At 60.0% G+C, this 18,547-nt stretch carries 16 protein-coding genes; 7 read left to right on the top strand and 9 right to left on the bottom strand.

What is annotated here, in order from left to right; translation table 11 throughout:
* The first annotated feature begins 115 nt into the window (after positions 1-115).
* The 4 genes from L6D74_RS13435 (at position 116) to L6D74_RS13420 (ending at position 1,833) form a co-directional block, all read left to right on the top strand.
* The gene (locus L6D74_RS13435) at positions 116-304 is read left to right on the top strand and encodes a hypothetical protein (protein WP_039769953.1); all 189 of its coding nucleotides are present in this window, start codon (positions 116-118) and stop codon (positions 302-304) included.
* A 312-nt stretch (positions 305-616) separates the two neighbouring features.
* On the top strand, positions 617-985 hold the full coding sequence (locus tag L6D74_RS13430) for a glycine zipper domain-containing protein (protein WP_007952176.1): 369 nt from the start codon (positions 617-619) through the stop codon (positions 983-985).
* A 138-nt stretch (positions 986-1,123) separates the two neighbouring features.
* A complete protein-coding gene (locus L6D74_RS13425) occupies positions 1,124-1,546 on the top strand; it encodes a glycine zipper domain-containing protein (protein WP_085649385.1) in 423 nt (140 codons plus the stop codon).
* 122 nt (positions 1,547-1,668) lie between these two features.
* On the top strand, positions 1,669-1,833 hold the full coding sequence (locus L6D74_RS13420; protein ID WP_169429543.1) for a hypothetical protein: 165 nt from the start codon (positions 1,669-1,671) through the stop codon (positions 1,831-1,833).
* Between the two features lie 170 nt (positions 1,834-2,003).
* On the opposite strand, the gene L6D74_RS13415 is transcribed toward L6D74_RS13420, so the two are convergent.
* Together L6D74_RS13415 and L6D74_RS13410 are read right to left on the bottom strand one after the other, a co-directional pair.
* The gene (locus L6D74_RS13415) at positions 2,004-2,432 is read right to left on the bottom strand and encodes a DUF6896 domain-containing protein (RefSeq protein WP_236189477.1); all 429 of its coding nucleotides are present in this window, start codon (positions 2,430-2,432) and stop codon (positions 2,004-2,006) included.
* A complete protein-coding gene (locus tag L6D74_RS13410) occupies positions 2,429-7,204 on the bottom strand; it encodes an RHS repeat-associated core domain-containing protein (protein ID WP_236189475.1) in 4,776 nt (1,591 codons plus the stop codon). Before L6D74_RS13410 ends, L6D74_RS13415 begins: the two co-directional genes overlap by 4 nt.
* Positions 7,205-7,453: 249 nt before the next feature.
* Here L6D74_RS13410 and L6D74_RS13405 point away from each other — a divergent pair, with 249 nt between their 5' ends.
* Positions 7,454-8,149 (top strand): HAD-IA family hydrolase, encoded by a 696-nt coding sequence (locus tag L6D74_RS13405; RefSeq protein ID WP_039769963.1) that lies wholly within the window; start codon positions 7,454-7,456, stop codon positions 8,147-8,149.
* A gap of 76 nt (positions 8,150-8,225) precedes the next feature.
* Here L6D74_RS13405 and L6D74_RS13400 read toward each other — a convergent pair whose 3' ends face one another.
* The gene (locus L6D74_RS13400) at positions 8,226-8,972 is read right to left on the bottom strand and encodes a 3-oxoacyl-ACP reductase family protein (RefSeq protein WP_236189473.1); all 747 of its coding nucleotides are present in this window, start codon (positions 8,970-8,972) and stop codon (positions 8,226-8,228) included.
* 125 nt (positions 8,973-9,097) lie between these two features.
* Between L6D74_RS13400 and L6D74_RS13395 the strand changes: the two genes are divergently transcribed.
* A complete protein-coding gene (locus tag L6D74_RS13395; protein WP_236189532.1) occupies positions 9,098-10,039 on the top strand; it encodes a LysR family transcriptional regulator in 942 nt (313 codons plus the stop codon).
* On the opposite strand, the gene L6D74_RS13390 is transcribed toward L6D74_RS13395, so the two are convergent.
* The 3 genes from L6D74_RS13390 to L6D74_RS13380 form a co-directional block, all read right to left on the bottom strand.
* A complete protein-coding gene (locus L6D74_RS13390; RefSeq protein WP_039769968.1) occupies positions 10,008-10,736 on the bottom strand; it encodes an aspartate/glutamate racemase family protein in 729 nt (242 codons plus the stop codon). The two genes, L6D74_RS13395 and L6D74_RS13390, sit on opposite strands and share 32 nt — an antisense overlap.
* Positions 10,737-10,790: 54 nt before the next feature.
* Positions 10,791-12,335: an NCS1 family nucleobase:cation symporter-1 gene (locus L6D74_RS13385; protein WP_236189470.1), complete on the bottom strand. Its 1,545-nt coding sequence runs from the start codon at positions 12,333-12,335 to the stop codon at positions 10,791-10,793.
* 503 nt (positions 12,336-12,838) lie between these two features.
* Positions 12,839-13,573, bottom strand: a complete 735-nt coding sequence (locus L6D74_RS13380; RefSeq protein WP_039769972.1) for a phosphoadenylyl-sulfate reductase — start codon at positions 13,571-13,573, stop codon at positions 12,839-12,841.
* A 162-nt stretch (positions 13,574-13,735) separates the two neighbouring features.
* Here L6D74_RS13380 and thrH point away from each other — a divergent pair, with 162 nt between their 5' ends.
* Positions 13,736-14,353, top strand: a complete 618-nt coding sequence (thrH, locus tag L6D74_RS13375) for a bifunctional phosphoserine phosphatase/homoserine phosphotransferase ThrH (RefSeq protein WP_041067615.1) — start codon at positions 13,736-13,738, stop codon at positions 14,351-14,353.
* Positions 14,354-14,405: 52 nt separating this feature from the next.
* Here thrH and pabB read toward each other — a convergent pair whose 3' ends face one another.
* From pabB to rloB, 3 genes are all read right to left on the bottom strand, one after another.
* Positions 14,406-15,749 (bottom strand): aminodeoxychorismate synthase component I, encoded by a 1,344-nt coding sequence (gene pabB, locus L6D74_RS13370; protein ID WP_236189469.1) that lies wholly within the window; start codon positions 15,747-15,749, stop codon positions 14,406-14,408.
* A gap of 271 nt (positions 15,750-16,020) precedes the next feature.
* Positions 16,021-17,007, bottom strand: a complete 987-nt coding sequence (locus L6D74_RS13365; RefSeq protein WP_236189468.1) for an alpha-L-glutamate ligase-like protein — start codon at positions 17,005-17,007, stop codon at positions 16,021-16,023.
* Positions 17,007-18,542 carry an osmotic stress tolerance membrane protein RloB gene (gene rloB / locus L6D74_RS13360; protein ID WP_039769978.1) on the bottom strand — a complete coding sequence of 512 codons (1,536 nt, stop codon included), beginning with the start codon at positions 18,540-18,542 and terminating at the stop codon, positions 17,007-17,009. Before rloB ends, L6D74_RS13365 begins: the two co-directional genes overlap by 1 nt.
* Between the last annotated feature and the right edge of the window lie 5 nt (positions 18,543-18,547).

Genomic DNA, 18,547 nt, shown 5'->3' with positions numbered 1-18,547 from the left:
GATCTGAACCACAAGTCCAGGAATGACCGGCTAGTCTCAAAAGCCTTGGAGGTCGATATTTTTTCAGGCAAAAGGGTTTGCCAGTGTCGGCCCGCATTTGAGAAGGGGAGCAAAGATGACTGATCCGTACATCGAAGACGACGGGGCTGAATTTTCATTCAACAATTGCGTGCGCTGCGGCCAGACGGAGTATCAGGCCGGGTTTGGCGAGGATCCGGTGCAGACCGGCAAGATCAAGTCCACGGCACCCAAGGGCCCGAAGGCGAAGTTTCTGCCCAAGGTCACCACCCGCTCCAGAAAGTGAGTTCTATACCGCAGAGCCCCGTCATTGAACGGGGTTTTTTATGGCCTGCCTGTTGAGGAAGCGTCCTACTTGGATTGAGGCTTTTGTCCGGTTTTTTCACAAACTTTTCACACCCGCCTGAGTAGGGTGAAGCCATCCGTTAGAAAGCAAGTCTCCAGCCCGTCTCCCCAGCGGGCTTTTTTTTGTCCGTCATTAAACCTTTTCCGTATTCGCTGTCCAATCGGCGCCAAGTGCACTGCAACGCTGGACATCGCCGCGGCAACAGCATTCAATCTGCGCCCTTTTTTAATTCCTTTTGTTGAGGTTTTCGTCATGCGTTTAACTCTACCTGCTCTGGTTCTGGGGCTTCTGGTTGCTCAAGGTGCAATGGCTGGCGATGGTACTGCCGCACTGGGTGGTGGTCTGGGCGGCGCATTGGGTAACGTGGTTGGTCAGAAAATGGGCGGCAGCACCGGTGCAGCGATTGGCGCTGGTGTAGCGGGTGCGGCCGGCAGTGCACTGGCTGCCAAAAAAGGTGCTCGTACCAAAGCAGCCATCGGCGGCGGCGTCGGTGCGGCGGGCGGTTCGGTCATCGGCAACAGCCTGGGTGGCAGAACGGGCGCCACCATCGGTGCTGGCCTGGGCGGCGCAGCCGGTGGTGCGGTGGGCAGCAACCTGTCCAAGGGTCACAAACGTCACTGATTGCCAACGCATGTCTGAAAAGGCCCGGTTTGATGCCGGGCCTTTTCGTTGCTGAACGTTTTTCCCGAATTCGCCTCCAATGCCACATAGCCCCCCTCCGCGGGCGAACCGTCCCGATCCGGGACCTGTGAGGTCTGTATGCGCTTGACATTATCCGCATTGGTTTTGGGATTACTGGTGGCCCAAGGCGCCATGGCCGCTGGTGATGGCACAGCCGCCGTGGGTGGCGGATTGGGTGGCGCGCTGGGCAACGTGGTTGGCGGCCAACTCGGCGGCAGCACCGGTGCTGCGGTGGGTGCTGGCGTTGGTGGCGCGGCCGGTAGTGCCGTCGGCGCGAACAAACGCAATCGCACGGAAGCCGCCATTGGCGGTGGCCTCGGTGCCGCTGGCGGTTCAGTGATCGGCAACAGCCTCGGCGGCTCCACCGGTTCGACCATCGGCGCAGGCTTGGGCGGCGCGGCGGGTGGCGCGGTCGGCAACAACCTGGGTGACGATGGCGGCAAGTCGCACTCCGGGGGCGGCCACAAGCACAAGAACAAACACAAGAACCGTCATCGTTGAGTGATCGGTTCTACGGAAACCCGGCTTTATGCCGGGTTTTTTGCGCCTGCGCGTCATGCGCTGGAACGATTAGCGGCCATACTTTTCGAACGTTTACACATTTGAGATTAATGAGGTGCGCCATGACCCCCGAAACCGAAGGCAAGGAAGAAAAAGGCCCGAGCGGATTGCCGTTTATCAATGATCCGGGGAATGAAGATCCGGGGTCGTTGATGGATGATGCGACGGTTCCGCTTATGGAGGGTGAGGAGGAGCTTGAGTATGAGGATTTTGATGATGATGAGTGAACGGGCACTCCCTTCATTGAGCTTGGTGCACACCTAAATGAGACTTCAATATTTTCTCCACCAATATTCGCGTCCTGTCCGTTTAGATAGCATCTTGAATGGGTGTGAGGGAGGCGAGTTTGGATTGGTTTTAAGGGCCTGAGTCAACAGGCCCTTTTTTGTGGTGTCGCCTAATCTGCATCTCTCGAGTCAGCCAATATATAAAGATTACTTATGGCTGACATTTTTTTGATTTTTTTCAGCTTTACATATTCTATGAATTCTTTTTCAACAATTTCTTCATCGCAATATTTTTTATGCTTGGATGGTCTATCGCAAGCGAAGTTGTATAGGCGCCAAATATCAAATCCATTGATTTCACCGTTAGGGCCATAGTCAAAGTCTACGGTTTCTTTCGGTAAGTGGATAAAGCATCCTATTCCATGTAATTCATACTTAACGCCTCCAGTGACTGTTCCGCATCGCTCTATTGCCTTTGTATGCCAGAGCCTTCGAATATCTCGGGTGCCAAATTCACGCTCAAATACCAAGGTGCCAGACTCCACTGTGGAGATGAAGTCATTTATCAGGATTTCCAAAGCTTCATTTTGATCACTCATCTTCTCCTCCGGTGCTCCAATCTGTCTAAACCTACATTATTTGCTGAGTCTAATACGTCCTCAATGCTTTTTAGAGAGCCGTTGTATGTGTTGAGATCGGTTATGAGTCTAATTGTCACGTTTGTCGCAGTTTGCCGTGCAGCCGCTGCACGATGGTGTCCGTCCAGTATGTATAGGCTGCCGTCATGTTCTATAACGTCAATGGGATATGCTGAGTTGTAACCGTCACGCATTTTATTTTTAAAGTTGTCAACTTTCTTGGTTGAGGTTTTTCCCTCTATTGTATGCACTCGCTTCAAAATTTTTGGATCTATATTTTGAGCAATCTCCGGTAGATTCGGTTCCCCCTGATCAACCTTAACCCCATTACTTCCATCTGGAACCGGACATCCCGGCTTATTCGGCGGCGGACAATTGGAGGTCAACCCCAACGGATCCACCCACCCCGTCGGATTCGGCACGTACCGGTACTGATTCAGCCCACCCGCCAGCTTCACCGGATCCGGCGTCAGGTACCGGCCCACGTCCGGGTCGTAATACCGGTGCCGGTTGTAATGCAGCCCGCTTTCGTCATCGAAATATTGCCCCTGAAAGCGCAGCGGCTGGTTCAGGTAGTCCTCGGTCGCGAGCTCCAGCGAGGTGACCTTGCCGTAGGCGCTGTACTTGGCTGACCAGACGATCTCGCCGCTGTAGTCGGTCAACTCTTGCGGGGTGCCGAGGTGGTCGAGTTGGTAGTAGAACGGGCAGGCGCGTTTCGGGCCTTTGCCGTCGAGCAGCGCCAGCGGGCGGAAAGTGCCGGGTTCGTAGATGAAACTTCGGTGTTGTTCTTTGCTGCTTTCGGCGATCAGGTGGTCGCCTTGCCAGAAAAACTCGGTGGTCTGGCCATTGACGGTCTTGCGGATGCGCCGGCCGAAGGCGTCGTATTGGTAGGTCGCGGTTTTGCCATCCGGGCGGGTCAGGCCGATCAGGCGGTGCTGGCTGTCGTAGCGGTATTCGGTGATCAGTGTCTGCGCGCGGCCGCGGCGTTCGCGGATCAGGTTGCCGAAAGCGTCGTAGTCGTAATGGCGATCGCCTTGGATCAACAGGCGATTGCCCTTGATCTGTGTCGGGCCCGGGCGGTCCTGCAGCAGCAGGTTGCCGGCCGGGTCGTGGGCGAAGGTTTCCGGCAGGTCGTCGCGGGTGTGGCGTACGCTGGCCAGACGGTCGAGCGCGTCGTAGTAATAGCTACGTTGACCGTGACGACTGTCGGCGATAGACGCCAGGTTGCCATTGACCGCGTAACTGTAGTGGCGCAGGTACAGCGCGCGGTCATGTTGATGAACAGAATGAACCCGCAACCGGCCCTGTTCGTCGTAGGCATATTCGCTGAGCAGCAGGCCTTGTTGACGTTGCTGTTCGCGGCCGTTCTGGTAGACGTGGCGAGTGAGCAAGGCGCCATTGAGGTCGATCGCGGTCAGCGCGCCGCCCTTGGCGTAGTGGTAGTCGAGCTTGCTGTTGTCCGGCAGACGCATGCGAGTGAGCTGGCCGCAGGCGTCGTAGGTGTAACGCAAGGTGCCCCAGCCCTGATGCTCGCGCACCAGCCGGTCCTGCAGGTCGTATTCAAAAGCCAGCGGGTGATCCTGGCCGTCATCCACGCCGACCAGTCGACCGAGGCGGTCATAGCGGTAGCTGACCTCGACCCCGTCCGGCAGGGTCTTGAGCAGCAATCGCCCGGCGCTGTCGCGCTGGTAAGTGGTGACCAGCGTCGAGCCGTCGTCGCCGAACTCGGTCTTTTCCAGCAGGTGGCCGTTGCGGTCGTAGGCGTAAGCGGTACGCCGGCCATCGAAGCCGGTTTCCTGTCGGATCAGTCCGGTGGGCGTGTAGTCCAGCCGATATTTTTCGCCGGACTCGTTCTCGATTTCCGTGAGCAGCAGCTGCGCATGGTCGTAGCGGTACTGCAGCCGCGTGCCGTCGGGGTTGATCCGCCGGCTGACCAAATGCAGGTCGTCGTCATATTCGTAGCGGGTGATGCGCCCCAGTTCATCGCGTTCGGCGGTGACCTGGCCGTAGGCGCTGTAGGACCAGGCGCGGGTGGCGCCATTCGGCGAGGTGGTCTGGATCAGCCGGCCAACGGCGTCCCACGCATGACGGGTGACCGCGCCATGTTCGTCCTGAACCGTCGTCCGCCGCCCCAAGGCATCGTAGGAAAACTTGCGAACCCCGCCGTCCGGCAGACTCTCCTCGACCAACTGGCCCAGGTCGTTCCACATGAACACATGGCGGCCACTGTCCGGATAACGGACCGACAGCAACCGCCCCTGCGCGTCGTAGTGGTAATGGGTGACGTGGCCATCCGGGTCGACCGCTTCGGTGATATCGCCCTGGGCATTGCGCCGGTACGTCCACACCGCATCGCCACGCGAACGGCTGTGCAGGAAACCGTTGCGGTACTCGTAGGTCGTCGGCGCATCGTCCGGCGGAATCAGCGCGATCAGCCGCCCGGCGTCGTCATAGCGGTATTCGGTGACCGCCCCCAGCGCATCCTGCTCGGCGACCAATCGGCCCTGCGCGTCGTAGGCCTTGAGCTGTTCGCCACCATCGGCGGCGACCTGACGCACCAGCCGCGCCGTATCGTCGTGGACGTAGGTTTCTTCAGTGCCGTCGACGTACTGCACCGTGACACTGCCGGCGTCATCCCAGACGTAACGCGTATCCATCTGCGAAAACGACGCCCAGTGCCGCACGCAACGCGCTGCCTTGCCGGCACGCTCCCACTCCCAGAAGAAACTCGCGCCGCCCGCCAGTTGCCGTTGCAGGATGACGTGCTGGTCGTCGTAGTCGTAACGCTCGCACTCGCCGACCGCGTTCGACGCCTCGATCAATCGATGGCGGGCATCAAAGCGGTAGCTGGCCAGCGTCTGCTCGCTGCGCCAGACCGCATCGCGCCAAACCTGATAATCGACCGCAACCAGATGCGCTCGCTCATAGCGCAGCAACAAGGAACGGCCAGCCCCGTTGTCCAGGCGCTGAATCCGGTCGGAAAGATCCCGATGCACGGTCAGACGATTGCCGTAGGCATCGCTGACAGCCGTCAGACGCCCAACCCGAAAGTGATAAAACCGCGCCGCGTCCCCCGCCAGCGCAACGATCAACTCCTCCGGCTCATCTCCCAGAAAGATCGCCGCCCGCGACAAGCTGTTGTGAATGGCTGGCCGCTCGCCATTCGGCAGCGGAAACCGCGTCCGCCGGTTCTCGTGATCCACCCAGACCACCGAAGCGCCATCGACCTCCAGCCGATGCGCCAGCGAGTGACTCCAGCCAAACCCCAACCCGACATCGATCTCGGCCGCACTGCTGCGGTACAACCGGCTGAACTCGAACGGCAGCAGCCCATCGAGCACACCATCGGTCAGCGTTAGCAGCTCTTCGCCGGTGACCATCGACACCGGGCAGCCATTGGTGCAGGTCCTCGGTGCACAATCGGCGCTGTCACCGTTGGGATTTTTCGCCTGATCCGAAGCGTCATCCCGAGGCTCATGCCGTTCCATTCGTGTCATGCCGTGGGACTTGTCGCGGGCAATGGCCGCCGGATTAGGCACCGTCAGTACCAGCGAATCGGCCGTACGAATTTCCAGCGGAATGGCCGGTGTCGGCCGCAATGGCGCCTGCCGCGCATTGACCATCAACGGTTTCAAAGCGCTCGCATGGTGGGTCAGGTCAGGCGCCGAGGTCAGCTCTGCCAGCCGCAACGCCGATGCCGCCAGCCATTCCCGCGCACGGGGTGCCTTGATCTTGCCCAGTACCTGGGTGCTCAACCGCAGCGGCACACCCATGCCACCCGACACACACATCAACAGAAAACTGACCAGCAGTTCGGCCCGAACCTCAGCCACCACCTCGGCCAGATACTGCGGCGGCAGCATCTTCAGCCAACTGGTAAAGGCCGCCAGATAAATGAACAGCAACGGCTCATCGCTGAGCATCAGCAGGCCATTGGCGATGGCCTCGGAAGACGCCTCAAGCAAGGCATCCAGTTCAGCGCTGGACAGGTACTGCAGAAGCTTTTCGCTGTTGGCCTGCAAGTCTGCAAGCAGGGCAAACAGTTGCTTCACGTCATCCCAGAGGCCATTCAGGGCGGATTCGAAACCGTGCCAGTCAGCCTGTTGCAGCTGCCCGTAACGCTCGGTGAAGCCGGCGCTGGAAAACTCTGTCCACTGCGGTTGAAACCCTTTCCATTCCTCACGTAACCAGCCTTCCAGACCCTCGATGAGGCCTTGATACGAGGCGTATAACGTCCGGATATGCGCAGTGGAAACATCGGGAAAGAAGGTGATGCGATAACGCTGGCCCCGGTCGCAATCGTCGACCTTGAGAATGCCGCTGGGGCCGATGGTGTAATGCAGCGGTTCGCCGAAAAACGGAACACCGTCGACATCGGAAATGATCGGTTCAAGGATCACCGGCGTGTCGCCGATCGGCACAAACCGTGCGGCTTCGAACATGTGCACCAGCGTCAGGGGGCCGGTGGCGGGGCACATGACCACGGAGGAACTGATGGGTCTGCGGCTGCCAGCCGGTGCACTGAGCCGGACATCGTTGCCGACCTTAAACACCTGCTCGACACCCAGCGCGGCGCCCATCCAGAACTGCTCGGCCCAGGCGTCATAGTTGTTGAGACAGAGGCGAAACTCCTGAAACAGCTTTCCGACGTCGGGCTGATCAGGGTTCAGCGCAGCGACCACCAGCAAACCGATGCTGTTGTTCAATTTCAGGAGTGGATCAGGTGGAAGCATTGGCAGTCACTCGCGCGCATCGGGGGAATGGCGCGAAACTTTGCGGGGGATCGAACAGGAAAGAAGTCAGCCGAGTAGGCGATGTCTGTAGGGCGATTCTCTAAATGTGCGGGAGGGCGTTCGGCGGACAACCGACATTGCCCGTTGCTCAACCTCGGCTGCGCTCGTTATGCTGCTGAACCCTTTAATCAGATCCGAGCAGCGGCGCTATCCACGCCGCTCGGGATGTCTTTGATAACGGATCCGATGATGAATGCACCGCTGAAGGCGTTTGGCCCGATCAAGGCCGTGATTTTCGACATGGACGGTTTGCTGCTGGACACCGAGGGCATCTACACCGAGGTCACCTCACTGATTGCCGCGCGTTACGGGCGTACCTTCGACTGGAGCATCAAGCAGAACATCATTGGTCGCGGCGCTGGCGATCTGGCGCGCTACGTGGTTGAGGCGCTGGACCTGCCGATCACCGCCGAAGAGTTTCTGGTGATCCGCGAGCCGCTGATGCGCGAGCGCTTTCCCACCGCGCAGGCGATGCCGGGTGCCGAGGAACTGATCCGTCACCTCAAGGCGCACAACATTCCGATTGCGGTCGGTACCAGCTCATCGCGTCAGTCGTTCGGTCAGAAAACCACCTTGCACCGCGACTGGTTCGCGCTGTTCGACTTCATCGTCACCGCTGACGACCCGGAAGTCGGCGCAGCCAAACCGGCACCGGACATCTTCCTTACCGCAGCGCGTCGCCTTGGTGTAGCGCCGGAAGATTGCCTGGTGTTCGAAGATTCGCCATTCGGCGTGACAGCCGCGAAAGCAGCCGGCATGACCGCCATCGCCATTCCCGATGCCGCCATGGCCGATGAAAAATATGCACACGCCGACGGGATTCTTCGCACGTTGAAAGCGTTCACGCCGAGTGCATGCGGATTGCCGGCGCTCGACTGGGCCTGATCAAACCGCCGACATAAAAACGCCGCCCCTCTGTCAAAGGAGGGGCGGCGTTTTTCGTTATCGACTATCTGATCAATCAGGCGCCGAAACCACCGTCGATGGTCAGGCTGGCACCGGTGATGTAACCGGCCTCCGGGCTGGCAAGGTAGGCCACGAAGCTGGCGATTTCCTCGGCTTTACCGTAGCGACCCACCGCCATCAGCGGGATCAGGCTGTCGGCGAACTCGCCATGAGCCGGGTTCATGTCGGTATCGACCGGGCCGGGTTGCACGTTGTTGATGGTGATGCCCCGTGGGCCGAGGTCGCGGGCCAGGCCTTTGGTCAGGCCCACCAGTGCGGATTTGCTCATCGCATACACGCCGCCACCGGCGAAGGGCATGCGGTCGGCGTTGGTGCTGCCGATGTTGATGATGCGCGAGCCTTCGCCCATGTGTCTGGCGGCTTCCTGGCTGGCGATGAACACGCTGCGTACGTTGATTGCCAGGGTCTGGTCGAAGTCTTCCAGTTTGAAGTCTTCCAGCGGCGCGACGGCCAGCACGCCGGCGTTGTTGACCAGGATGTCGAGGCGGCCAAAGGCTTCGACAGTGGCGCTTACGGCGTGGCGAATGGCACCGGCGTCGGCGCTGTCGGCCTTGATCGCCAGGGCTTTGCCGCCGGTGGCGGTGATGCTGTTTTGCAGTTCTTCAGCCTTGGCGGCCGAGCTGACGTAGGTAAAGGCAACCGCGGCGCCTTCAGCGGCCAGGCGCTTGACGATGGCGGCACCGATGCCGCGAGAGCCGCCTTGAATCAGAGCGACTTTACCGCTGAGGTGTTGAGTGGTCATGTTCGATCTCCAGAAGTTTCAAGGCAGGCTGCCTTGGTGTGGTGTCGAGTATCTGCCCCTCGCCAATAGGCGGGTAGACCGTGGTTGCTATAGTCTGTGTAAACCAAAAGTTTAGAATGGCCGCCATGGAAACCTTCAGCAGTATCGAATGCTTCGTGCGCAGCGCCGAAGTCGGCAGCTTTGCCGAGGCTGCGCGACGCCTGAGCCTGACACCGGCCGCCGTGGGCAAAAGCGTGGCGAAACTGGAAGCGCGCCTCGGCGTGAGGCTGTTCCAGCGTAGCACCCGTCGGTTGACCCTGACGGAAGCGGGGCAATTGTTTCTGAGTGAGGTCAGCGGCAGTCTCACCACCATCCAGAACGCCGTGAACAATCTCGCCAGCGCCGGCGGTCAACCAGCGGGCACGCTGAAAGTCAGCATGGGCACGGTGTTCGGCCGCTTGTACATCGTGCCGTTGCTGGGGGAGTTCCTGAAAAGGTTTCCGGCGATCAACCCGGACTGGCACTTCGATAACCGCCAGGTCGATCTGATCGGCCAAGGATTCGACGCAGCGATTGGCGGTGGTTTCGAGCTGCCCCAAGGCGTGGTCGCCCGCAGGCTGACGCCGGCGCATCGGGTGTTGGTGGCCTCGAAGGATTATCTGGATCGATACGCGCCGATCAGCGAGCCGGACGAGCTCAAGCTGCACGACGGCATCCTGATCCGCTCACCGCAAACCGGTCGCGTGCGCTCCTGGCAGTTGACTCACCGCACGCAACAACACAGCCCACTGACGCTCAAGGCACGAATGACGATGAGTGATTCCGAAGCCGCCTGCGCCACGGCGGCGCAGGGGTTGGGGATTGCGCTGGTGAGCATGCCGTTTGCCGTCGGCTACCTTGAAGCGGGGACTTTGCAGCGGGTCCTGCCGGACTGGTACGTCGACGACGGCAACATCTCCATCTATTACGCCGAACACAAATTGCTGCCGGGCAAGACCCGAGCGTTCGTCGATTTTGTCATCAAGCAGTTTTCAACCCTGGGCCTCGCCGAACGTTTCAACGCGCAAAACGTGCTGGCCAGCCGATGATGGTTTTTGGCCGTGGCGTCGCATACGTGCGCACCTTGGAGGTCGACAAACCCAGCCGCACCAGCGATTCAGCGATGGTCACGGCTGCCGTGACGCCATCCACCACCGGCACCCCGGTGCGCTGGCGGATCTTCTCGTCGAGCCCGGCCATGCCGCCGCAACCCAGGCAGATCACTTCGGCTTTATCCTGAGTCACCGCCAGTTCCGCCTGATGGACGATCGCTTCCAGCGCCCGTTGCGGCTCGTGTTCCAGCTCCAGCACCGCGAGGCCACTGGCGCGCACCGAGGCGCAGCGATCCCACAGGCCAGACAGTTTCAGCCGATCCTCAATCAGCGGCACGGTGCGATCCAGCGTGGTCACCACCGAGTAGGCGTGGCCGAGGTACATCGCGGTGCTGGCCGCCGCGTCGGTGATGTCTACCACCGGCACGTTGAGCAACTCCTGCAAACCTTCGCGACCGTGCTCGCCGTAGCCAGCCTGGATCACCGCGTCGAACGGCTGGTCGTAGGACATCACCCGGTCCATCACGGCGATGGCCGCCAGATAACTTTCGAAATTGCCCTCGACTGAATCGGCGCCGAAGTATGGCGTCAGGCCGACAATCTCGGTGCCGGGGGAAGCGACAGCCTGCGCCGAACGAGCGATGGCCTGAGTGATGGATTCGGTGGTGTTCACGTTGACCACGAGAATGCGCATGGGAGGTCCTTATTGCGGTTGGTTCTGCGGCCCCGCGAAGGGCCGCCAAAAGATTCAGTGGCTGACGTTGTCGACGGCGATGGCTTCACCGTCGACGTCGGCGTAGTGCGGCTGGCGTTTGGCGATGATCAGGTAGAGCATTCCGGCAATCCCGGCACCGATCAGCCAAGAGAAGGGCGAGACGCTGTGGAAGCCCGGCACCAATGCCAGAACGATGGCGATCAACGCCGCCGGAATAAACGCCGCAACGGCCCGCAGATTGACCCCGCGGCTGTAGTAATACGCGCCGTTCGGGTGTTCGCTGTACAGCTGCGGCACGTGGATCCGGCCTTTGCGGATCAACCAGTAGTCGACCATGATCACGCCGTACAGCGGGCCGAGCAGGGCGCCGAGGCCGGACAGGAAGTACACGATCACCAGCGGGCTGTTGTAGAGGTTCCACGGCAGGATCAGCACAGCAATCGTTGCGCTGATCAGCCCGGCGCGGCGGAAGGTCAGGTATTTCGGCGCCAGGTTGCTGAGCACGAAGGCCGGGGCGACGAAATTGGCCATGATGTTCACCGCCACGGTGACGATCAGGAATGCCAGGCAGCCGAGCACCAGAAAGAACGTGTTGGGAATCGACGCGATGATTTCGGTCGGGCTTTCGATGATCCGCCCGTTGATCTGAAATTGCGCACCGCACAGCAGGACGGTGATCCCGGCGAACACCAGAATATTGACCGGCAGGCCCCAGAAATTTCCGACCTTGATGGTTTTGCGGCACGGTGAAGAGCGAGCGAAATCGCAGAAGTTGAGGATCAACGTGCCGTAGATCGCCAGCCACAAGGCGCCGCCGGCAAAGATGTTGCGCCACATCTCGGCGCCGGTCAGGGGGTCGCGGATCGACCAGGCAATGGTCGCGTTGGCCTGGGTGTACATCCACGCGGCGAGGCAGGCGACGGTCAGCAGAATCACCGGCCCGGCGAAGGCTTCGTAGCGGCGCACCATTTCCATGCCGTAGGCGAGGATCGCCAGTTGCACGAACCAGATCGCCACGAAACACACCCAGCCCAGGCTCGACAGGCCGAGGATCGAGTTGTGATCGTAGTCGGCGAAACCGGGATGGATCGCCGTGAGCAGCACGCGAAACACCACCGACGCCAGGTACGTCTGAATTCCGAACCAGGCGATGGCGATCACCGCCCGGATCAATGCAGGAATCTGTGCCCCGTGAATGCCGAAACTGATCCGGCTGATCACTGGAAACGGCACCCCGGTTTTCTGCCCCATATAGCCGGACAGGTTCATGAAGAAATACACCAGCGCCGCGCCGATCCCCAGCGACAGCAGAATCTGCCAGCCGCCCAGGCCCAGGGCGTACAGACCGATGGCAAACGAGTAATTGGCGATGTTGTGCACATCGTTGGTCCACAGGGCAAAGATGCTGTATTTGCCCCAACGCCGTCCTTCGACCTTGGTCGGTGCGAGGTCACTGTTGTGCAGACGCGGGCTCAATTGCAGCGGTTCGGCGATGCCATCACCGGGCACGCTGTGGTCGAGGGTTGAAGAGGCGGGCAGATTCAGCGCGATGTTGTTATTGGAGAGACTCGTACGCATTCCGGCAGGCTCCTGATGTCCGGGTCGCGATGACTGTGCATGAGCGCTCGGGCTCGGCAGATCTTCGTCGCGGCGGTGAAAACATCACTGGTTTCGGGGCATCTGCAGCCTGTACGGGATAGGGCGCTTCAGGCTTGCGGATCGAAAGTGTGGGTTCATGTTCTGCATTTTTGTATACAAAACATGTATGCACTCAAGCGAGATCTGTGCCAGCCAGCGATCTATGAAAACGGCCGTTGATTTCGAAAAGTTATTGAGGTGCGCTAAGTTGCTGAAATACAGGCGATATAAATTGACCGTTTGAACAGGTATTTATTTTTCAGGAGGGATTTTGGCGGGCGCCGGGAGAAAGTGTTTCTGGAGCTTGATGTAACTTTTCAGGGCGCAGAAACGAAAAGTGCACACATAAATGGCACCGATGGTGACAATCGTGTGTACACATTTTTCAAAACGGGTAGAAAACACTGTCGGAGCTGATTAGCTCCCACAGTGCATCAGGGACCTTATGCCTTGCTGATGATATTCCCGGCATGCAACCCGCATTCTTTCTGGGTCGCTTCTTCCCACCACCAACGGCCTTCGCGCTCGTGCTGGTTCGGCAGGACAGGGCGGGTGCACGGTTCGCAACCGATGCTGATGAAACCGCGTTCATGCAGGCTGTTGTACGGCAGCTCCAGCATGCGGATGTAGCCCCAGATTTCCTCGCTGGTCATCTGCGCCAGCGGGTTGAACTTGTACAGGGTGCGCTCCGGGGTGGAGAACGCTGTATCGATTTCCATCACCGCCACAGCGCTGCGGGTGCCAGGGCTTTGATCGCGGCGCTGGCCGGTGGCCCAGGCCTTCACGTCGGAGAGTTTGCGGCGCAGCGGCTCGATCTTGCGGATCCCGCAGCATTCGCCGTGACCGTCCTTGTAGAAGCTGAACAGGCCTTTTTCCTTCACGAACGGTTCGAGTTTCGTGTAGTCCGGCGAGACCAGTTCGATGTCGATCTTGTAGTGCTCGCGAACCTGATCGATGAAACGGTAGGTTTCCGGATGCAGGCGGCCGGTGTCGAGACTGAACACCTTGACGTTCTTGTTCAGCTTCCAGGCCATGTCCACCAGCACCACATCCTCGGCGCCGCTGAAAGATATCCACAGGTCATCGCCGAACTCGGCGAACGCGAGTTTGAGGATGTCCTGCGCGGATTTGTTGGCATAGGTCGTGGCGAGTTCCACGACGTCGAACGTTGGGCTCATCAGGGCGGCTTCCTACAGGTCGGTGGCGCTGGGCGCTCTATATGGCGGCGATGGTAACAAAAAGCAACGCGCGCCGGGGCGGCCTCTGCGTTGCGCGCTCCAGGTCGAGCCGCTAGAGTTCGGGCTCGCTCGGCTCAATAAACATTACAAATGGAGTGTCCTGTGGAAATTGCCTGTCTTGATCTTGAAGGGGTGCTGGTACCGGAAATCTGGATCGCCTTCGCCGAAAAAACCGGAATCGAATCGCTCAAGGCCACCACCCGGGACATTCCCGACTACGACGTGCTGATGAAGCAGCGCCTGCGTATCCTCGACGAGCATGGCCTGAAACTTTCGGACATTCAGGAAGTGATCGCCACGCTCAAGCCGCTGGACGGCGCGGTGGAGTTCGTTGACTGGCTGCGCGAGCGTTTCCAGGTGGTGATTCTGTCGGACACCTTCTACGAGTTTTCCCAGCCGCTGATGCGTCAGCTGGGCTTTCCGACCTTGCTCTGCCACCGACTGATTACCGATGACAGCGGTCGGGTGACGAGCTACCAGTTGCGTCAGAAAGATCCGAAACGTCAGTCGGTCCTGGCCTTCAAGAGCCTGTATTACCGGGTGATTGCGGCGGGGGATTCCTACAACGACACCAGCATGCTCGGCGAAGCGGATGCGGGAATTCTGTTCCACGCGCCGGACAACGTGATTCGCGAGTTTCCGCAGTTTCCGGCGGTGCATACGTTTGCCGAGTTGAAGCAGGAATTCCTCAAAGCCTCGAACCGCGACTTATCCCTTTAGCCACCTGATGATCGTTCCCACGCGGACGGTTCGACGTGGGAACGATCAACGGTTAAAGGTTTTGCAGGGTTTCGAGCAGGACTCTGACCTTGGTGATCGATTCCTGATACTCCGCCTGCCAGTCCGAATCGGCGACGATCCCGCCACCGCCCCAGCAGCACACCTGTCCATCCTTCACCAGCAGACTGCGGATCGCGATAGAGCTGTCCATTTCGCCGCGCACGTCCAGGTACAGCAACGAACCGCAATACAAGCCGCGTCGGGTCGGCTCCAGTTCGTCGATGATCTGCATCGCACGAATCTTCGGTGCGCCGGTGATCGAGCCGCCGGGGAAACTGCCGGCAATCAGGTCCAGGGCGTCGCGATCCGCCGCCAGTTCACCGGTTACGCTGCTGACCAGATGATGCACGTTCGGATAGCTTTCCAGGCTGAACAACTCCGGCACCCGCACCGAGCCGATGCGGCAGGTGCGGCCCAGGTCGTTGCGCAGCAGGTCGACAATCATCAGGTTTTCCGCACGATCCTTGGGGCTGGCCAGCAGTTCGGCGGCGTTCGCCGCGTCCTCGGTCGGGTTCGCGCCACGGGGACGGGTGCCCTTGATCGGGCGGGTTTCCACCTGACGCTGGCTGACTTTGACGAAACGCTCGGGCGACAGGCTCAGCACTGCATTGCCGTCGGGCAGGCTCAGGAACCCGGAAAACGGCGTCGGGCAGGCCTCGCGCAATTTGCAGTAGGCCAGCCATGGATCGCCCTGGCACGGCGCGCGGAAACGCTGGGCGAAATTGACCTGATAGCAGTCGCCGGCCTGGATGTAATGCTGGATGCGTTCGAACGCCTGACGGTATTCATCTGCCGAGAGATCGGCTGCCATCGGGCTGTTCAGCTTGAACGGCGTCAGTTCCGTGCCCACCGGTTGGCTGAATACATCGATCAACCGTTGTTTCTCGCTGGCGCTGACCGAGGGGTGAAACACCAGTTGGCTGGTGGCCGATTGGTGATCGCTGATCAGTGCCCAGTCGTACAGACCAAAACGCGCATCGGGCAATTGCAGGTCATCCCGGGCCTGGCTCGGCAGGTTTTCCAGATGTCGGCCGAAGTCGTAGCTCAGGTAACCGATCAGGCCACCGGCGAAAGGCAATTCGTACCCATCGGGCAATTGCGCGTCGCCCAACCGGGTCAGATTTTCCCGCAGGCGTTGCAGGAAATCGTCGCCGTGTTCGTCCGGCAACACCGCCAGTTGTGCCAACGGCCAGGCACTGAGCAGGTCATAACGGCCACGGTCAGCACTCGGGCGGCCGCTGTCGAGCAGCACGGCGCCGGGCGCATGGCGGATGGCCGCGAAATAGTCGGCGGGGTTGGCGCGGTAGGGCAGCGGGTGTACGGAACAGGTCAACATGGGCGGGGCAGATCGGCCATCGAGGCGGGGTGGGGATTGTAGTCCTCTCCGATGCCAGATCAAAGTCAAAAGCCTACCCCCTCACCCCAGCCCTCTCCCCCAAGGGGGCGAGGGGGAAAGGGAGCAGATCTCTATGCTTTTCAAAACTTAAGTTCGACTCGGTAATTCAGGTCGATGTAACTCGAATAATCCACACGGTCGGCTCCCTCTCCCTCCGGGCGGTCCGACGTTTCGGGAGGGCTGGGGTGAGGGTGCTTTTTGCTTCTGAGCTTCAGCCCTCGACCGCCGGAATATGCCCAAATAACTCCTGAGCAAACGCCACCCGCTCTTCAACCGTTTCAGTCACACCACGCGCCTTGAGCTCTTCCAGATGCGCTTCCACCGCATGGGTACGCAACGTCAGCCCGCAATCATTGGCAATCTGGATATTCAGCCCCGGCCGCGCATTCAGCTCCAGAATCAGCGGGCCTTTCTCCTGGTCCAGCACCATGTCCACGCCGATGTACCCCAGGCCACACAGCTCATAGCAACCGGCGGCGAGCTTCATAAAACCGTCCCAATAGGGCAGTTGCACGCCATCCACCGAGTTGGTGGTGTCCGGGTGTTTGGTGATGATGTTGTTCAGCCAGGTGCCGCGCAAAGTCAGGCCGGTGGCCAGGTCGACACCGACGCCGATGGCGCCCTGGTGCAGGTTGGCCTTGCCGCCGGACTGGCGGGTCGGCAAACGCAGCATCGCCATCACCGGGTAACCCATCAGCACGATGATGCGGATGTCCGGCACGCCTTCGTAGCTGATGCTCTTGAAGATCTGGTCCGGGGTCACCCGATATTCGATCAGCGCCCGGTCGCGGTGCCCGCCCAGCGAATACAGGCCGGTGAGGATGCTGGAGATATGATGCTCCAGCTCTTCGTGGGCAAGGATCTTGCCCGACACCGTGCGATAACGGCCCTCGAAACGGTCGGCGATGACGATGATGCCGTCACCGCCGGCGCCCTGGGCCGGCTTGATCACGAAGTCGTTGCGCCCGCCGATGATCTCGCCGAGCTTGTCGATTTCCTTCTCTGTGGAAATCACGCCATACAGTTCCGGCACGTGAATGCCGGCCTCGATCGCGCGTTCCTTGGTGATGATCTTGTCATCGACGATCGGGTACAGGCTGCGCTTGTTGTACTTGAGCACGTAGTCCGCGTTACGCCGATTGATGCCCATGATGCCCCGGGCTTCCAGGGCCTTCCAGGTCTTCCAGAAACCGAACATCAGGCGTCAGCCTTCTTCAGGAAAGCCTTGAAACGCACCAGTTCAGTCAGGCGATAACCGCGATAGCGACCCATGGCCAGCATGAAGCCCACCAGAATCAGCAGAATCGCCGGGAAGGTGAACACGAAGTACACCAGCTCCGGAACGGTCATGATCAGGTGCGCCAGGGACGCCGCGAACAGCGTGCCGATCGCCACTTTCATGGCATGGCTGGCGCCGCGTTCTTCCCAAGTGATCGACAGGCGTTCGATGGTCATGGTCAGAATCACCATCGGGAACAGCGCCACCGACAGACCGCGCTCCAGACCGAGTTTGTGACTGAACAGGCTGATCGCCGCGATCAGCACCACCACGAACGTCAGCACCACCGACAGGCGCGGCAGCATTTGCAGCTTCAAGTGTTCCAGATACGAGCGCAGTGATAACCCGAGCGCGGTGATCACGGTAAACAGCAGGATGCCGAAACCCAGTTGCGTCTCGCGGAAGGCCAGGGCGATCAGCACCGGCGTGAATGTACCGAGGGTCTGCAGGCCGATCAGGTTGCGCAGGATCAGGATCACCAGCACGCCGATCGGAATCATCACCATGATCATGAAGGTCTGCTGGGTTTGCAGCGGCAGGCCGTACAGCGAGTATTCGAGGAAGTTGGCGTCGGTGTTTTCGTCGGTCAGCTTGGCCAGACGAATCGCGTTCATCTCGCTGTTGTTCAGGCTGAAGGTCACGTTGGCTTTCTTGCCGCCGTCGACGGTGATCAGGTTTTCATCACCGCTCCACCACAGCAGGCGGTCGGTCGGCAGACCTTGCTCGCCGGTTTCCGGGTTGAAGTACAGCCAGTCGGTGCCGTTGAAGCTGCGCAGCCACAGTTCCGGGGTTTGCGGCTGATCGGCGACAAGGCGGATGGTGTGGACTTTCTCCACCGGCACGTGGGCGATGGACAGCAGCAGCTCGACGATCTTGGCTTTGTGCGGCGTCGACGGATCGCCGGCCAGCAGCAGTTTCACGTTGTCGTCGTTGACGTTGTTGACGCGTTTGATCGCCTCGCCAATGAAGGTCTCGACGTCGGCCGAGTGCTGGCGGATCGGCGCGAGCAGTGCTTCGGCGGCGATCTTTTCCGGGCCTTCGATGGCCATGCTGTCGCGGAACGTCGGGCCTTTGACCTTGGTTTTCTCGGCGGTGTAACGCTTGGTCAGCACCAGACGGTAATAAAGCGTCTGGTTGCCCTTGGCCCGGCGCGCCGACCAGGTGACCTTGCGGTTGCCGTCGACGCGGTTGACCGCCACCCCGTAGTTGTTGGAGATAAAGCTTTCATTGAGGCTGACGTAATCGCGGCTCAGGGGCGGCACGAACATCTGGATCTTCACCGGATCCTTGGTGCTGGCGACGAACTCGACCTTGGCGTCGATGTTCCACAAGTCGTCGGTGGCGTCTTCGGTCACCGGAATGCCGAGCACGAAAATCTGATAGGCCGTAACCGAAACGCCCAGCAACACCAGGATGGTGATCAGGACTTTCAGGTGGAAGGTTAGAGAACGCATGGAAA

The organism is Pseudomonas pharyngis (assembly GCF_021602345.1).
GTDB classification, from domain to species: Bacteria; Pseudomonadota; Gammaproteobacteria; order Pseudomonadales; family Pseudomonadaceae; genus Aquipseudomonas; species Aquipseudomonas pharyngis.
The sequence above is the reverse complement of the archived record's forward strand: the minus strand, read 5'-3'. Positions and strand labels throughout refer to the sequence as shown.

What these genes read in the sequence shown, in the direction of transcription:
- L6D74_RS13405 (WP_039769963.1), top strand. Translation starts at nt 7,454, where the DNA reads ATGAATGCACCGCTGAAGGCGTTTGGCCCGATCAAGGCCGTGATTTTC.
- pabB (WP_236189469.1), bottom strand. Translation starts at nt 15,749, where the DNA reads ATGTTGACCTGTTCCGTACACCCGCTGCCCTACCGCGCCAACCCCGCC.
- L6D74_RS13395 (WP_236189532.1), top strand. Translation starts at nt 9,098, where the DNA reads ATGGAAACCTTCAGCAGTATCGAATGCTTCGTGCGCAGCGCCGAAGTC.
- L6D74_RS13420 (WP_169429543.1), top strand. Translation starts at nt 1,669, where the DNA reads ATGACCCCCGAAACCGAAGGCAAGGAAGAAAAAGGCCCGAGCGGATTG.
- L6D74_RS13365 (WP_236189468.1), bottom strand. Translation starts at nt 17,007, where the DNA reads ATGTTCGGTTTCTGGAAGACCTGGAAGGCCCTGGAAGCCCGGGGCATC.
- L6D74_RS13385 (WP_236189470.1), bottom strand. Translation starts at nt 12,335, where the DNA reads ATGCGTACGAGTCTCTCCAATAACAACATCGCGCTGAATCTGCCCGCC.
- rloB (WP_039769978.1), bottom strand. Translation starts at nt 18,542, where the DNA reads ATGCGTTCTCTAACCTTCCACCTGAAAGTCCTGATCACCATCCTGGTG.
- L6D74_RS13430 (WP_007952176.1), top strand. Translation starts at nt 617, where the DNA reads ATGCGTTTAACTCTACCTGCTCTGGTTCTGGGGCTTCTGGTTGCTCAA.
- L6D74_RS13410 (WP_236189475.1), bottom strand. Translation starts at nt 7,204, where the DNA reads ATGCTTCCACCTGATCCACTCCTGAAATTGAACAACAGCATCGGTTTG.
- L6D74_RS13380 (WP_039769972.1), bottom strand. Translation starts at nt 13,573, where the DNA reads ATGAGCCCAACGTTCGACGTCGTGGAACTCGCCACGACCTATGCCAAC.
- L6D74_RS13390 (WP_039769968.1), bottom strand. Translation starts at nt 10,736, where the DNA reads ATGCGCATTCTCGTGGTCAACGTGAACACCACCGAATCCATCACTCAG.
- L6D74_RS13425 (WP_085649385.1), top strand. Translation starts at nt 1,124, where the DNA reads ATGCGCTTGACATTATCCGCATTGGTTTTGGGATTACTGGTGGCCCAA.
- L6D74_RS13415 (WP_236189477.1), bottom strand. Translation starts at nt 2,432, where the DNA reads ATGAGTGATCAAAATGAAGCTTTGGAAATCCTGATAAATGACTTCATC.
- L6D74_RS13400 (WP_236189473.1), bottom strand. Translation starts at nt 8,972, where the DNA reads ATGACCACTCAACACCTCAGCGGTAAAGTCGCTCTGATTCAAGGCGGC.
- L6D74_RS13435 (WP_039769953.1), top strand. Translation starts at nt 116, where the DNA reads ATGACTGATCCGTACATCGAAGACGACGGGGCTGAATTTTCATTCAAC.